Raw genomic sequence first — 14,603 nt, 5'->3', positions numbered from 1 at the left:
CCATCCAATCCTCCGCCCGTTCACCGTTGCACAGTGGATGCGGGCAAGCTCATCCCAAGGAACGCCGATGAACACCGCACTCCAGGACAACCGCAACGTGGTGACCCTGGTCATCCAGCACAAGGTTCGCGCCGCGTCGCTGGCCGACTACGAAGCATGGCTCAAGCGCACAGTAAGCACCGCGCGGCACCAGCCGGGGCACCTGGACGTCAACGTCATCCGCCCCGACGACGGCGGGCTGCACTTCACCACCGTGGTGCGTTTCGCCGATGCCAGTTTGCTGCAGGCCTGGGTCAACTCGGCTGAGCGCCAGGCGCTGGTCAGCGAAGTGCTGCCGCTGCTCGAAGGCGGCGACCATACCCAGGTCCACGATGACCCGGAGTTCTGGTTCACCCCGCCGAGCACCACGGCCGCGCAGCCACCGCGCTGGAAGCAGGCGCTGCTTACCTACCTGGTGATCTGTCCGATGACCATGATCATCCCGCAATTGCTGGCGCCGCTGTTCGCCCGTTTCCCCCAGTTGGGCGGCCCGATCACCGGCAACCTGATCGTCAACCTTTTCGTCATCCTGCCCGTGGTGTTCTACATCATGCCTTGGGTAACCCGCCGCTGTGCCACGTGGCTGCGCGGCTGAGCCACGCCTTTCCCTCGACACTTTCAAGGAGATACCGACATGAGCACGTTCGTTACCCGCGATGGCACCTCGATCTATTTCAAGGACTGGGGCAGCGGCAAACCGGTGCTGTTCAGCCACGGCTGGCCGCTGGATGCCGACATGTGGGATTCGCAGATGGAGTTCCTGGCCAGCCGCGGCTACCGCACCATTGCATTCGACCGTCGTGGTTTCGGCCGGTCGAGCCAGCCATGGTCCGGCTATGACTACGACACCTTTGCCGACGACATCGCCCAGCTGATCGAGCACCTCGACCTGCGTGAGGTAACGCTGGTGGGCTTCTCGATGGGGGGCGGGGATGTCAGCCGCTACATCGCCCGCCATGGCAGCGAGCGGGTGGCCGGGCTGGTGTTGCTGGGCGCTGTGACGCCGGTGTTCGGCAAGCGTGACGATAACCCCGAAGGTGTCGACCTGTCGGTATTCGAAGGTATCCGCGCCGGCCTGCGTGCCGACCGTGCGCAGTTCATCGCCGATTTCGCCACGCCGTTCTATGGCCTGAACCATGGGCAGCAGGTGTCCCAGGGTGTGCAGACGCAAACCCTGAACATCGCGCTGATGGCGTCGATCAAGGGCACCCTGGATTGCGTGACAGCTTTCTCCGAAACCGACTTCCGGCCGGACATGGCCAAGGTCGATGTGCCGACGCTGGTGATCCATGGTGACGACGACCAGATCGTGCCGTTCGAGACCACCGGCAAGCAGGCGGCGGAGCTGATTCGTGGGGCTGAGCTGAAGGTGTACGCCGGGGCGCCGCATGGGTTTGCAGTGACCCATGCGCAGCAGCTGAATGAGGATTTGCTGGCGTTCCTTCAGCAGTAATTGCGCTGGGGCATTCGAGGCGTCGAACCGCCGCGAAGAGGCCAGGCCTGGCAGCACAAAACCTGATCAGGGCTAACCTTCTACAACCCACCGCACATCCATCCAAGCCTTGGCCCGGCACCAACCGGCATGCTCCGCAGTTGCGCCTGCCGCCGCCCCCGAGACGGAGAACCCCATGTCCCAGGACCGCAACGACCAGACCCGTCGCCAGTTCCTCGCCACCAGCACGGTGCTCGGTGCTGCCGGTGCGCTCTGGTCCGCATTGCCATTCACCGGCCAAGCCGGTTCCGCTCACGCATCCACCCAAGGAGGTTCCATGACCGCCGACCTGATTCTGTTCAACGGCAAACTGCACACCGTTGACCGCGAAAAGCCCACCGCCACCGCCGTCGCCATCAAGGATGGCCGGTTCGTTGCCGTGGGCAACGACGCCGAGGCCATGGCCCACAAGGGCGCCACCACGCAGATCATCGACCTCAAGCAGCGCACTGTCATTCCGGGCCTGAACGACTCGCACCTGCACCTGATCCGCGGCGGCCTGAACTACAACCTGGAACTGCGCTGGGAGGGCGTACCCTCGGTGGCCGATGCCCTGCGCATGCTCAAGGACCAGGCCGCGCGCACGCCCACCCCGCAGTGGGTGCGCGTGGTCGGTGGCTGGAACGAATTCCAGTTCGCCGAAAAACGCATGCCGACCCTGGAAGAAATCAACCAGGCCGCCCCGGACACGCCAGTCTTCCTGCTGCACCTGTACGACCGCGCCTTGCTCAACCGCGCCGCGCTCAAGGCCGTCGGCTACGACAAGAGCACGCCGAACCCGCCCGGTGGCGAGATCCAGCGCGACAAGTTCGGCAACCCGACCGGCATGCTGATCGCCCGTCCGAACGCGATGATCCTCTACGCGACCCTGGCCAAAGGGCCGAAGCTGCCGCTGGAATACCAGGTCAACTCCACCCGCCAGTTCATGCGCGAGCTGAACCGCCTGGGCCTGACCAGTGCCATCGATGCCGGCGGCGGCTACCAGAACTTCCCGGACGACTACTCGGTGATCCAGGAGCTGGCCGACAACAACCAGCTGACCGTGCGCATCGCCTACAACCTGTTCACCCAGAAGCCCAAGGAAGAGCTGGACGACTTCAGGAAGTGGACCTCCAGCGTCAAGCTGCACAGCGGCACCGACTTCTTGCGCCACAACGGCGCCGGCGAGATGCTGGTGTTCTCCGCTGCCGACTTCGAGGACTTCCTCGAACCGCGCCCGGACCTGCCGCAGACCATGGAAGAAGAGCTGGAGCCGGTGGTGCGCCACCTGGTCGAGCAGCGCTGGCCGTTCCGCCTGCATGCCACCTACAACGAATCGATCACGCGCATGCTCGACGTGTTCGAGAAGGTCAACCGCGACATCCCGTTCAACGGCCTGCCGTGGTTCTTCGACCACGCCGAAACCATCACCCCGCAGAACATCGAGCGCGTGCGTGCGCTTGGCGGCGGTATCGCCATCCAGGACCGCATGGCCTTCCAGGGTGAATACTTTGTCGACCGCTACGGCGCCAAGGCCGCCGAGCAGACCCCACCCATCAAGCGCATGCTCGACATGGGCGTGCCGGTGGGTGCCGGTACCGACGCCACCCGCGTGTCCAGCTACAACCCGTGGACTTCGCTGTACTGGCTGGTCAGCGGCAAGACCGTCGGCGGCATGGAGCTGTACCCCGAAGGCCTGAGCCGCGATACCGCCCTGCAACTGTTCACCCAGGGCAGTGCGTGGTTCTCCAGCGAGCAGGGCAAGAAGGGCCAGATCAAGGTCGGCCAGCTGGCTGACCTGGCGGCGCTGTCGCTGGACTTCTTCAGCGTCGAGGAAGAAGCGATCAAGGGCATCGAGTCGGTGCTGACCGTTGTCGATGGCAAGGTGGTGTACGGCGCGGGTGAATTCGACAAGCTCGGCCCGCCGCAGGTACCGGTGCTGCCGGAATGGTCGCCAGTGACCAAGGTGCCGGGGCACTGGCGCGTTGGTACCCCGTCGCTGGCAGCGGCGGTGCACCAGTGCTCCGGGCCGTGTGGGGTGCATGCGCACAGCCATGACAAGGCGCGCAAGTCGAGTGTGCCGGTGAGCGACTTCCAGGGCTTCTGGGGTTCACTGGGTTGCTCGTGCTTTGCCTTCTGAGCTGAGCTGATGTGAAGAAGGGGGCCAGTATCTGGCCGCCTTCTTTGTGTTGACTGTTCTGGCCCTATCGCCGGCAAGCCAGCTCCCACAAGACCTCTACTGGCCTTGAGAGCTGTGTAATCCTGTGGGCGCTGGCTTGCCGGCGATAGGGCTGCGAAGGTCAGTATCAGTGGTGAGCCTTGTGCTCCCCACCAGCCAGTAGATGCCTGATCTTCACTTGCACCCCCTCGGTCTGCAGCAACCGCACCCGCGCCTCGATCTTCAACTCACCACGGGTCACCCGATGGTGATGGCGCAGGTGCTCCAGCCACGATTCCTCGAAGAAGAACTCCAGCCACAACGCCGGGTCCGCACTGTCGCGCATCAACCCCCAGGACAACGCGCCATTGCGCTTGCGCATCGCCTCCAGCTCACGGGTCGCCTGCTGGAATGCGTCGGCCTTGGCCGGGTCGATGTGGTACTCCACGGTCACCATCACCGGCCCGCTGTCCTTGTCCATGTCATCGCTCAGCACCGGCACCGGCCAGTGCAGCGACGGCGTCAGCTCTTCGGCCTCGGTTTCCGGCAGGGTCACTTTGCAGGTCAGCAGGGTACCCAGCGCCAGGCCGCCAGCAGCCAGCAGCAGGCTCAAGGTGATCGACGCATGGCTGGCCAGCGTGCCCCACAGCAACCCGCCAGCGGCCATGGCGCCGAAGAAGATGAGGATGTACACCGACAACGCCCGTGCCCGCACCCAGGCCGGTACCGACGTCTGCGCGGCCACCTGCAGGTTGGACAGCACGGCGATCCACGCCGCACCGCTGAGCAGCATCGCCGGCAGCAACACATAAAAGTTGCGTACCAGCGCCAGGGCCAGCAGGAACAGGGCATACAGCAGGCTGGCCAGCAGCACCAGGCGGTCCCGGCTGATGCGTTCGCGCAGGCGTGGCAGCAAGGTGGCACCGGCCACCGCGCCAATGCCGATGGCGGCCAGCAGCAGGCCGAAGTCGGCGGCCGTGCCATGCATCTCGCCGCGTACGATCAACGGCAGCAAAGAGGTGCCGGCGCTGGCGCAGAAAAAGAACGCCAAGGCCCGCAGCAGCACAGCCTGCAACGGCTTGGCGCTGCGGGCAAAACGCAGGCCGGTGCGCATGGCGCCGATAAACCGTTCGGCCGGCAGCAGCGGCTCTTTCACTTCGCGCTTCCACAGCAACAGCACAAGGATGACGCCGGCGAACGAAACCGCGTTCAGGGCGAACGTCAGCCAGGGCCCGACCAGGCTTACCACCACCCCGGCCAGGGCCGGGCCGATGGCGCGGGACACGTTGATGCCGACGCTGGAGATGGCCACTGCATTGGCCAGGTCTTGCTTGCCCACCAGTTCCGGCGTCAGTGCACTCCAGGCCGGCATCATCAGTGCCGTGCCGATGCCCAGCGCCAGGGTCAGTCCCAGCAGCAGGGTAACGTTCATCAGCCCCAGCAAGGTCAGGGTCGCCAGCACCACGGCAACCGCTGACATCCACAACTGCACCAGCAGCAGGTAGCGACGCTTGTCGACGATATCTGCTGCGGCCCCCGCCGGCAGGGCCAGGAAGAACATCGGTAGCGAACCGGCCACCTGGATCAGCGCCACGTGCAGCGGGTTGGACGACAGCGTGGTCATCAGCCAGCCGGCACCCACTTCGTGCATCCAGGTGCCGATGTTGGAGGCGATGGTGGCAATCCACAGCATGCGGAAGGTGGTGTTGCGCAACGGGCTCCAGGCGCCTGAAGGGGAATTGCTCATATCAGAAGCTGCCTTTGAGTGGGTATTCGATGATCAGGTAGAAGCGGTCGATGTCGTCGCCTGCCTGGGCCTGGTTGGCACGATGGCTGACGTGGGAGAACGACAGGCTCAGGTCCTTGGCAGCGCCGGACTGCACCACGTACTTCAGGTCGATGTCGCGCTCCCAGTGCTTGCCGCCCTGGCCGTACTGGTTGACGTAGGCACCACCCGCCGGTGCGTGGCTGCCGTCGATGCCACGGCCGCTGACGTAGCGGCCCATCAGGCTCAGGCCGGGTACGCCAAGGGTGGCGAAATTCAGGTCGTAGCGCAGCTGCCACGAGCGTTCGCCCGGGCCGTTGAAATCGGCGTATTTGATCGAGTTGGCCAGGTAGATCGAGTCACCGCCGACGAAGTCGAACGGGGTATCGCCCTCGACCTTCTGGTAGGCCAGGCTCAGCGCCTGGGCGCCCATGCTGTACTTGGCCAGCAGGCTGTAGGCGAGGGTATAGATCGCCCCGGCGCTGGCGTTGCCGGTGTCGCGGGTGTTGTACAGGTTGCCGTCCAGGCGCCAGTTGCCCTCGGCCAGGTTCAGGTTCAGGTAGGCCTGGCGCCAGGTATCCTCCAGTTGCCCGGCATACAGCGCAGCGCCGAAAGGGCCGGCGGGCGCGAAGGTGGCGCCGGCCAGGCTGATGGCGCGGTTGTGGGTGCTGGCGCCATAGCCGTTGAAATCATCGTGGGCCGAGCTGTTGTCCTGGTTGTTGAAGGCGGTGAAATGCCCAGCCTGCAGGCGCCAGTCTGGCAGGTCGGTGTTGTCCACCAACCAGCCGCTGGCGTATTCCGGGTGCAGGCGTTTGTCGCTGGTGTCGAACACCGGGGTTTCCACGGTCATCTCGCCGTAGCGCAGCTGGGTGTTGCCCAGGCGCAGCTTGAGCGCGGCGCCGGCGCTGGAGTAGTCGGACTCGGCGCGGCCATCGCTGTCGCGCGGCAGCAGGCCGGTACCGGCATGGCCACGACCGCCGTCGAGCTTGAGACCAAGGAAACCGTGGGCGTCGATGCCTACGCCGACGGTGCCCTCGGTGAAGCCGGAGCGGGTTTCACCGATGAAGCCTTGGGCCCATTCCTGGCGGTAGTTCTGGCCGCTGGCGGAGGGCGAGCGGAAGTCGCTGTGCAGGAAGTAATTGCGGCTGAGCAGCGACCAGCCGGGTTCGTCGGCCTGGCTGAGTGCCGGGCACAGGGCGAGGGTGGCGAGCAGGGCGCGGCCTGGTCCGGGGGTGGCGCGGATCATGGGGGCTCCGGGGGTTATGATCCGGGACTGTGGATGAAGGGTAGGGCAGGGGTCTTGTATGTGTGTGCTTTACCTGGCTTTACCTGACTCAAGCCATATCGCTGATTGCGAACTCTTCGGCCAGATGATCGATCAGCGATCGAACCGACGGCAGCAACCCGCGCCGCGACGGGAAAATCGCATGCACGATGCCGCAGCGTGGATGCCAGTCCGGAATGAGCTCCACCAGGCGGCCCTCCGCCATGTCCTCGCGCACAGCCACCCGTGGCAAGTGCGCAATACCCACCCCTGCCACCACGAAATGGCGCAGGGCGAACAGGTCGTCAGTGACCATGCGCGGGGTATGGGGGATGACGATGCTGCGGCTGTTGTCCTCGCCCTGGAACAGTTCCCACTGATACTCCCGCTGGGCACTGCCCCAATGCACGCTGGGCAGCGTGCCGAGCAGCTGCGGGTCGAAACCTTCGGGCAATTGCGCCAGGTATTGTGGGTGGCCGACCAGGCACTGGGTACTGTTGCTGAGCACCTTCATCACCATGTCGGTGTTCTCCAGCGGCGGAAAACGCACCCGCAGGGCGATGTCGAAACCCTCGTGCAACAGGTCGACGCGGCGGTTGGTACTTTCGATGAACAGCTCTACCTGCGGGTACTTGAGCATATAGCGGGTCAGCATCGGCCCGACCCAGGAATTCAGCAGGGTGGTCGGGCAGCTGATGCGCACCAGCCCACGCGGCTCGCTGCGATTGCGCTCGATGATCTCCGCCGCGCCCTCGGCTTCCACGCGCATGGCCAGGCAGCGGTTGTAGTAGGCCTGGCCGATTTCAGTGAGCGAGCAATGGCGGCTGGTGCGGTGCAGCAGGCGCACGCCCAGGCGCTCCTCAAGGTCGGAGATGCGCCGGCTGAGCTTCGACTTGGGCATGTCCAGCGCCCGGCCAGCCGGAGCGAAGCCACCGTGCTCCACAACCTGGGTGAAGTAGTAGAGGGAGTTGAGGTCTTCCAATGATCGTTCTCCAGATGGAACGCTAAAGGCAATTTTCGCAGTCTACCGCCGTGAAGGGGATGATTTTAATCTGTGCCCATCAACGCGAAACACCCCGGATTGCTGAAAAATTCATAACCCTTAGGAGCACGGACCATGAGCAAATTCACCTACAACCGCCTGAACAAAGACGACGCCGCCGTACTGCTGGTCGACCACCAGGCCGGGCTGCTTTCCCTGGTCCGCGACATCGAGCCGGACAAGTTCAAGAACAACGTACTGGCCCTGGCTGACCTGGCCAAGTTCTTCAACCTGCCGACCATCCTCACGACCAGCTTCGAGCAAGGCCCCAACGGCCCGCTGGTGCCAGAGCTGAAAGCACTGTTCCCGGACGCCCCGTACATCGCCCGCCCAGGCCAGATCAACGCCTGGGACAACGAAGACTTCGTCAAGGCGGTGAAGGCCACCGGCAAGAAGCAGCTGATCATTGCCGGCGTGGTAACCGAGGTTTGCGTAGCCTTCCCGGCCCTGGCAGCCCTGGAAGAAGAGTTCGACGTGTTCGTGGTGACCGACGCCTCCGGCACCTTCAACGAAATGACCCGCGACGCCGCCCATGACCGCATGAGCCAGGCCGGTGCGCAGCTGATGACCTGGTTCGGCGTGGCCTGTGAGCTGCACCGCGACTGGCGCAACGATGTGGAAGGGCTGGCGGCGCTGTGCTCCAACCACATTCCGGATTATCGCAACCTGATGACCAGCTATAACGCGCTGACTGCGGGTAAGTGACAGCCTGTAAGTTCTAAGCGTCAAGGCCGGCTCCCTCTATAGGGAGCCGGCCTTTTGCGTTTGCTGTGCCGGCCTCTTCGCGGGTAAACCCGCTCCCACAGGTAATGAACAGCTTCAGAACTTGCGGTGACCCTGTGGGAGCGGGTTCACCCGCGAAGAGGCCGGCACGGGCGATATCAATTCATGGGCTGCGACTCAATCCCATCCAGCAATGCCTCAATCAGCCCTTCTGCCGTCTCGACTGCATTCAGGTTGCTCCAGAACAGGCTCTTGCCGGTTTCATCCAGGTGCTCCAAGGCTTTGTATCCACAGTCATAGGCACCGCGCAGGTATTGGGCGACATGCACCAGGGCATCGTGGGCAGAGACGCCAGGGTTTACTGTGAATAACGGGGGGTGGCCGGCATCGCAGCGGCTGAAAGGGCGTTGTGTGGTGTTGGGGAGGGGTGGATCCGGGACAATCTTTTTCATAGCCAAACTCCGATAGAGGTTGGCCGGCACCATCCGTTTCCACGCGAAGGGTGGCGGCTGCACACGGGGTGGAAAGCCGGGCTATCGGAACCCCGGCAGGCCATAAGGCCTCCCGCGTGCAGCTGCCATGACAACTGCCATTCCGATTACCTGCCGGGTTTCCACACCCGATCGCTGAACCGACAGCGACCCGGTTAGCCTAGAGAGCAGGCCTTCCCCGGACAATCAGACGGGTGTCGACACGGGGTGTAGGATAAATCCTTGGGATTGGCGGTAACGTAGGAAATGGTTCGCGGGGAAGTAGGACCTTGCTGAAAATTGGACGATCTTGTGATGGGTTTTTTGTGTCCGCGTAACGGCAGCGAGGTGATCGTCAGGAGATCGCAGGATGGCCTCCAGTTGTATGGCGATAGGTTTGTGGCGCCTGCGAAATCGAGCGCCGCCCGCGCGGCGCATCGCGGATAAATCCGCTCCTACATTTGTTGCAACGTGGCCATGCCTGTGAGGCCATAGTTGTCAGCCGGTTTGCAAGACTGAAGACCTGCGCCAAGGCTGGCAACCATGGCGTAACAGGTTCGGCACGTTGCAACAAATGTAGGAGCGGATTTATCCGCGATGCGCCGCGCGGGCGGCGCTCGATCTCACAGGCGATATAACTCTCAAGGCATGCTTTTTGGGAAACCTCTTACATTGAAAACGGATGGCATGACGGGGCCAAGCAGGAAGGCCAAGCGCAAACTGGGCAACCCGGAAATCCTTCAGGTGTGCCCCCATGTTCCGTCCAAGTACAAGCTTGAAAAGTGTAAGGCATGACCTTACACTCAACCGTCAATGATCAGAAGTTTCAGGCACAAGGGCCTGAGGCTGCTCCATCAGCAGGGTGACGCATCTGGCGTGCGTGCGGATCATGTCAATCGCTTGCGGCGTTTGCTTGCTTCCCTGGAGGTTGCACAAACGCCAGCAGACATGAACCGTCCCGGTTACCGCCTTCATCCTCTGCACGGAAAGCTGGATAGCTTTTGGGCAGTGAATGTTTCAGGTAACTGGCGTCTGGTGTTCCGCTTCTTGGGTACCGATGTGGAGCTTGTTGATTATTTGGACTACCACTAAAAGGCTTCAATCATGCCTATGTTTGATCCTCCCCATCCAGGGGAGTCCCTGCGAGAAGACGTGTTGCCTTCAATTGGCATGAATGTCTCTGAGTTAGCTCGTCACCTAGGTTATTCGCGGGGGCAGTTATCCACAGTACTCAATGGACGCGCCGCCATTTCTGCCGATCTTGCTTATCGCCTTGAGCTGGCGGGTCTCGGCCCTGCCAGGCAGTACCTTGCCGAACAGGCCGCTTACGATCTTTGGCAGGCTGCCCACCGTGAGCATCCTCAGATAGAGCGGTTAGTGTTCGCCTGACGACTTACCCCGCATCCGAATCAAACAACCGCTCCAACTCCACCCGCGCCTCCTTGGCCGTCTGCATCACTTTGGCCCGGTCATCGCGCACCTGCCCTTGGGCCAGCAGCACCTCTTCATCATGCTGGGTAAACCGCGCAACCCGGTCCGCCGCCTGTTCATCGCTCAAGCCCAACCCCACCAGCGCCCTGCGGGTCATCTCCAGGCTGGAGTAGAACGTCTCGCGAATCGGCTCGGCACCCACATCCACCAGCTTGTGCACATGCTGGCGGTTACGTGCCCGGGCCAGCACTTTCAGGTGCGGGTACAGACGCTTGATGCGCTCCGCAGTGCGGGTGGCGACTTCGGGGTCATCGATGGTGATGACCACATACTCCGCTTCGCCCACCTTGGCGGCGTGCAGCACCTCCGCGCGCAGCGGGTCGCCGTAGAACACCGGCACCTGCTCGAACATGCGGGTCATCTCGATGGCATCCACCGAGGTTTCCAAGGCCAGGAACGGGATTTTCTGCGCCCGCAGGATGCGCGCCACAATCTGCCCCATGCGGCCCATGCCGACAATCACCACCCGAGGTGCATCGGTCTGGATCTGGGTGTATTGCTCAGGCACTTCCCGCACCGGCTGCGGGCGTTTGAGGGCGCGAGCGCAACCGAGCATCAGCAACGGAGTGATGGCCATCGACAGGGTGATTGTCATCAGCAGCAGGTCGTAGGTCTGGGTGTCGAACAGGCCCTGGTCCTTGCCCAGCTTGAACACCACGAAAGCAAACTCGCCACCGGCGGCCAGGACCATGCCCAGGCGCAGGGCGCTGGCGCTGTTCAAGCCACCGGCCAGGCGCCCGACGCCAAACAGCAGCACCAGCTTCACCGTCACCAGCAGCAGGGTCAGGCCCAGCAGCACCAGCGGCATTTCCAGCAGCAGGCTAAGGTTGGCGCCCATGCCGACGCTGATGAAAAACAGCCCCAGCAGCAGGCCCTTGAACGGCTCGATCTGCGATTCCAGCTCGTGGCGGTATTCCGAGTCGGCCAGCAACAGGCCTGCCAGGAAAGCGCCCAGCGCCATGGAAATGCCGGCTTCTTCCATCAGCCAGGCGGTGCCGATCACCACCAGCAACGCCGTGGCAGTGGATACTTCCGGCAGACCGGTGCGGGCGACGGTGCGGAACACCGGGCGCAGCAGGTAGCGGCCGCCGACGATGACCACGGCGATGCTGGCGAATACCTTCAGGCCGTGTTGCAAGCTGTCACCATGGCTGGTGTCGGGGCCAGTGGCGGCCAGCAGCGGTACCAAGGCGATCAGCGGGATGGCGGCGATGTCCTGGAACAGCAGGATGGCGAAGGCCAGGCGGCCGTGCGGGGCGTTCAGCTGCTTGCTCTCGGCCAGGCTCTGCAAGCCAAGGGCGGTGGACGAAAGCGCCAGGCCCAGGCCCAGCACGATGGCAGCAGGCAGGGTCTGGCTGAAGCCGAACAGGGCGATGGCGCCGATGATCGCGCCGGTCAGCAGCACCTGGGCAGTGCCGACGCCGAACACCGACTTGCGCATCAGCCACAGGCGCTTGGGTGACAGTTCCAGGCCGATGATGAACAGCAGCAACACCACGCCCAGCTCGGAAATGTGCGCCACGCTTTCAGTGTCGCGGATCAGGCCCAGTGCCTGCGGGCCGATGGCGACGCCAGCCAGCAGGTAACCCAGCACGGCACCCAGTTGCAGGCGCTTGGCCAGGGGGACGGCGACGACGGCGGCGAGCAGAAAGATCACCGCGGTTTGCAGAAGGCTGCCTTCGTGTGGCATTGGCTCGTACTCCATGAGCTGCCGGGGCAGCGTTTGAACAGTTTGGCGGACAATTCTGGGGGCTGGGGTGGAGTCAGACAATCTGCCATCGGGGAGAAAGATTGTCCTGAAAAATGAGACAACCCGTGCTGGTCTCTTCGCGGGTAAACCCCCTCCAGGTACAGCGGAGCCTGCCAGGCAGGTGCAATCCCTGTGGGAGCGGCTTTAGCCGCGAAGAGGCCAGCACAGGAAAAACACTGACTCAGGCCTCACCAAACTGCGCCCGATACTGCGCCGGCGTCATGCCAATCCGCTCGCAGAACACCTTGCGCATATGCCGGTCACTGCCAAACCCGCACTGCGCCGCTACCACTTTCAGCGGCAGGTCGCTGCCTTCCAGCAGCTTGCGCGCGCGGTCGATGCGCGCATTCTGCAGGTACTGCAAAGGCGTGATGCCCACTTCGCGCTGAAAGGTGCGGGCGAAGTTGCGGCTGCTCATGGCCACCAGATCGGCCATTTTCTGCACGGTGAACACCTGCTCGATGTGATCGACGATGAACGCCTGCACCCGTGCGATCGGCGAATCGTCGCGCGGTACCGCCGCCAGCAGTGGCCCATAGGGCGTCTGCCCACCCTGACGATGGCGCGCAACCAGCAGCACCTTGGCCACTTCCAGTGCCAGCGCCTTGCCGTGGTCCTCCGCCACCACCGCCAGTGCCAGGTCGATCCCTGCAGTGATCCCGCCCGAGGTGATCAGGCAGCGGTCGATCACGTAGATCTGCTCGGTCTCGACCCGGGCATTGGGAAACGCCCGCGCCAGGCGCTCTACATAGTTCCAGTGGGTGGTGCAGCGATAGCCGTCGAGCAGCCCGGCACGGCCCAGCAGGAACACGCCGGTGCAGATCGCACCAAAGCGCCTGGCACTGCGTACGGCCTGCGGTAGCCAGCGCTCGATGCCGGGCAGCGCTATGTCATAGGCCCCCGGCCCACCGGGCACCAGCAGCAGGTCGACGGCCTCCGGCAGGTCATCCAGGCGCAGGTCGGCCAGTACTTTCAGCCCACAAGAGCTGCGCACTGCCGCTTGCCCCTCGGCCAGGGTGAGCAACCGGTATTGCTGGTCTGCAGGCAAAAAGCGGTTGGCGATGGCGAACGCATCCATCGGCCCTGTCACATCCAGCGACAGCACATCGTTGAACAGCACCATGGCCACGGTGCGGTAGGCGGGTTTTTCCTGCATGGCGCTTTTGCCTTTAATGCCGGCCGCCGCAGCGGCCTGTAGCTGAATACGAAACGCATCTTATGGTAACGGCAAAAGGGCCAGGGCCAGCAGTGCTCGATTAAGAACAATTCAGGTTTGGCTCAGGACTTTGTCATGAGTGGAAGGCGAGACTTTACTCATTGAACAGGAGAGTCGCCATGCACCCTTGGACGCCCCAAGAGCAGCAGCAAGCCCCTGGCGCACTGACGCCTGCGCGGTTACGTCAGGCCAAGGAACTGATGCTGCGCAGCTCGCTGTCGATCATCGAGATCGCCGGCGTGTGCAACCTTACCCGCAGCCATTTCTCCCGGGCGTTCAAGGTCAATACCGGGCTATCGCCCCAGGCCTGGCGCTTGCTGGCGCGCATGGAAAAGGCCAAGCGCCTGCTCGCCACCGAAGCACCGATCACGCATGTAAGCCTGGAATGCGGCTTCTGCGACCAGGCCCATTTCACCCGCGCCTTCAGCCGCCTGGTCGGCCAGCCACCGAAGGCCTGGCGCCAGGCGCAGGTCAATCCTTAAGCCTAATCTATCCACCGGTATAGCCCCCTGTGGGCAGTACCGGCCCGTTTCCCAACCCAAGGAGTCACCCCATGAGCCAACCCGATTACAAGCGCCTGAACAAAGACGACGCCGTGGTCCTGCTGGTGGATCACCAGACCGGCCTGATTTCGCTGGTGCAGGACTTCTCGCCCAACGAATTCAAGAACAATGTGCTGGCCCTGGGCGACCTGGCCAAGTTCTTCGGCCTGCCAACCATCCTCACCACCAGCTTTGAGCAAGGCCCGAACGGCCCGCTGGTGCCTGAGCTGAAAGAGATGTTCCCGGACGCGCCGTACATTGCCCGCCCCGGCCAGATCAACGCCTGGGACAACGAAGACTTCGTCAAGGCGATCAAGGCTACCGGCCGCAAGCAGCTGATCATTGCCGGTGTGGTCACCGATGTCTGCGTGGCTTTCCCGACCCTGTCCGCGCTGGCCGAAGGCTTTGAAGTGTTCGTGGTGACCGATGCCTCCGGTACCTTCAACGAAACCGTGCAGCAGGCGGCCTGGGCGCGCATGACCCAGGCGGGCGCGCAGATGATGAACTGGTTCTCGGTGGCCTGTGAGCTGCACCGCGACTGGCGCAACGACATCGAAGGGCTGGGCAACCTGCTGTCGCAGCGTATCCCCAACTACCGCAACCTGATGAACAGCTATTCGGCATTGACTGCCCGTTGATGTAAACCTGTTGCGGCCCCTGCGCGGGCTATTC

Annotated in this window: 14 protein-coding genes; 8 read left to right on the top strand and 6 right to left on the bottom strand. The window is 63.4% G+C overall.

Annotation, left to right across the window (positions count from 1 at the left end):
• Nucleotides 1-67 precede the first annotated feature (67 nt).
• The 3 genes from AC5O5I_RS27250 (at nt 68) to AC5O5I_RS27240 (ending at nt 3,650) form a co-directional block, all read left to right on the top strand.
• A complete protein-coding gene (locus AC5O5I_RS27250) occupies nt 68-634 on the top strand; it encodes an antibiotic biosynthesis monooxygenase (protein ID WP_494511844.1) in 567 nt (188 codons plus the stop codon).
• A 39-nt stretch (nt 635-673) separates the two neighbouring features.
• Nucleotides 674-1,492, top strand: coding sequence for an alpha/beta fold hydrolase (locus AC5O5I_RS27245; RefSeq protein ID WP_172222550.1), 819 nt, complete (start codon nt 674-676; stop codon nt 1,490-1,492).
• A 175-nt stretch (nt 1,493-1,667) separates the two neighbouring features.
• Complete coding sequence (locus AC5O5I_RS27240) at nt 1,668-3,650, top strand: amidohydrolase (RefSeq protein WP_172222553.1); 1,983 nt, start codon at nt 1,668-1,670, stop codon at nt 3,648-3,650.
• A 166-nt stretch (nt 3,651-3,816) separates the two neighbouring features.
• Here the strand turns inward: AC5O5I_RS27240 and AC5O5I_RS27235 are convergent, their stop codons facing one another.
• From AC5O5I_RS27235 to AC5O5I_RS27225, 3 genes are all read right to left on the bottom strand, one after another.
• Complete coding sequence (locus tag AC5O5I_RS27235) at nt 3,817-5,415, bottom strand: MFS transporter (protein ID WP_172222556.1); 1,599 nt, start codon at nt 5,413-5,415, stop codon at nt 3,817-3,819.
• A 1-nt stretch (nt 5,416) separates the two neighbouring features.
• Nucleotides 5,417-6,679 (bottom strand): OprD family porin, encoded by a 1,263-nt coding sequence (locus AC5O5I_RS27230; protein WP_494511843.1) that lies wholly within the window; start codon nt 6,677-6,679, stop codon nt 5,417-5,419.
• Between the two features lie 88 nt (nt 6,680-6,767).
• Nucleotides 6,768-7,679: a LysR substrate-binding domain-containing protein gene (locus AC5O5I_RS27225; RefSeq protein WP_494511842.1), complete on the bottom strand. Its 912-nt coding sequence runs from the start codon at nt 7,677-7,679 to the stop codon at nt 6,768-6,770.
• Between the two features lie 135 nt (nt 7,680-7,814).
• On the opposite strand from AC5O5I_RS27225, the gene ycaC (AC5O5I_RS27220) reads away from it, so the two are divergent.
• Entirely contained in the window at nt 7,815-8,444 is a 630-nt protein-coding gene (gene ycaC, locus AC5O5I_RS27220; protein WP_172222571.1) for an isochorismate family cysteine hydrolase YcaC, read from the top strand.
• A gap of 176 nt (nt 8,445-8,620) precedes the next feature.
• Here ycaC (AC5O5I_RS27220) and AC5O5I_RS27215 read toward each other — a convergent pair whose 3' ends face one another.
• Nucleotides 8,621-8,914, bottom strand: coding sequence for a hypothetical protein (locus AC5O5I_RS27215; RefSeq protein WP_494511841.1), 294 nt, complete (start codon nt 8,912-8,914; stop codon nt 8,621-8,623).
• Between the two features lie 831 nt (nt 8,915-9,745).
• On the opposite strand from AC5O5I_RS27215, the gene AC5O5I_RS27210 reads away from it, so the two are divergent.
• Both AC5O5I_RS27210 and AC5O5I_RS27205 read left to right on the top strand, forming a co-directional pair.
• Nucleotides 9,746-10,024, top strand: a complete 279-nt coding sequence (locus tag AC5O5I_RS27210; RefSeq protein ID WP_172222579.1) for a type II toxin-antitoxin system RelE/ParE family toxin — start codon at nt 9,746-9,748, stop codon at nt 10,022-10,024.
• Nucleotides 10,025-10,036: 12 nt separating this feature from the next.
• Nucleotides 10,037-10,321, top strand: coding sequence for a HigA family addiction module antitoxin (locus AC5O5I_RS27205; RefSeq protein ID WP_172222584.1), 285 nt, complete (start codon nt 10,037-10,039; stop codon nt 10,319-10,321).
• A 4-nt stretch (nt 10,322-10,325) separates the two neighbouring features.
• Here AC5O5I_RS27205 and AC5O5I_RS27200 read toward each other — a convergent pair whose 3' ends face one another.
• Nucleotides 10,326-12,113 carry a monovalent cation:proton antiporter-2 (CPA2) family protein gene (locus AC5O5I_RS27200; RefSeq protein WP_494511840.1) on the bottom strand — a complete coding sequence of 596 codons (1,788 nt, stop codon included), beginning with the start codon at nt 12,111-12,113 and terminating at the stop codon, nt 10,326-10,328.
• A gap of 241 nt (nt 12,114-12,354) precedes the next feature.
• Nucleotides 12,355-13,329 carry a GlxA family transcriptional regulator gene (locus AC5O5I_RS27195; protein WP_494511839.1) on the bottom strand — a complete coding sequence of 325 codons (975 nt, stop codon included), beginning with the start codon at nt 13,327-13,329 and terminating at the stop codon, nt 12,355-12,357.
• A 179-nt stretch (nt 13,330-13,508) separates the two neighbouring features.
• On the opposite strand from AC5O5I_RS27195, the gene AC5O5I_RS27190 reads away from it, so the two are divergent.
• Nucleotides 13,509-13,871, top strand: a complete 363-nt coding sequence (locus tag AC5O5I_RS27190) for a helix-turn-helix domain-containing protein (protein ID WP_172222597.1) — start codon at nt 13,509-13,511, stop codon at nt 13,869-13,871.
• Nucleotides 13,872-13,942: 71 nt separating this feature from the next.
• Nucleotides 13,943-14,569 (top strand): isochorismate family cysteine hydrolase YcaC, encoded by a 627-nt coding sequence (ycaC, locus tag AC5O5I_RS27185; RefSeq protein WP_172222600.1) that lies wholly within the window; start codon nt 13,943-13,945, stop codon nt 14,567-14,569.
• Nucleotides 14,570-14,603 lie beyond the last annotated feature (34 nt).

It is taken from the genome of Pseudomonas sp. 9_2_1 (genome assembly GCF_059295275.1).
Note: the sequence above shows the minus strand (reverse complement) of the source record. Positions and strands in the feature narration are given on the sequence as shown.